Origin of the sequence: Micromonospora deserti, from assembly GCF_003236335.1 — a bacterium.
Classification (GTDB): Bacteria; Actinomycetota; Actinomycetes; order Mycobacteriales; family Micromonosporaceae; genus Micromonospora; species Micromonospora deserti.
The window spans coordinates 1-398 of sequence record NZ_POUB01000596.1; the positions used below are offsets into that span (position 1 = coordinate 1).

A 398-nucleotide genomic window follows, 5' to 3' on the forward strand; every position below is an offset into this window, starting at 1 on the left:
GCCCGCGGCACCGTACGCCAGGCGGTGGCCGTGCTGGCCGCCGAGGGCCTGGTCGGCTCCCGGCAGGGGGCGCGGCGGATCGTCCTCGGCAGAGTGCGCAGCCAGAGCTTCGCCGAGCTGCACAGCTTCGCCCAGTGGGCCCGCGCGAACGGCTACCGCTTCGGCGGCCAGGTGATCGAGCAGCGCCGCCGCCCGGCGAGCGGCGCGGAGGCCGCCCGGCTCGGGTGCGAGGAGGTGCTGGAGGTGCTGCGCCTGCGCTCGCTGGAGGGCGAGCCCGTCCTGCTGGAGCGCACCGTCTACGCCGAGTGGGTGGCCGGCGCCGTCGAGAAGCTCCCCGCCGACTGCGAGTCCGTCACCGAGGCGCTGTACGCCTCCGCCGGCCTGGTGTTCGCCTACGG

Annotated in this window: 1 protein-coding gene; it reads left to right on the forward strand. The window is 76.6% G+C overall.

Going from position 1 to position 398, the window contains the following annotated elements; genetic code table 11:
* Positions 1-398 (forward strand): GntR family transcriptional regulator (locus C1I99_RS32090; RefSeq protein WP_146604133.1); only part of this gene is annotated, 398 nt, incomplete at both ends.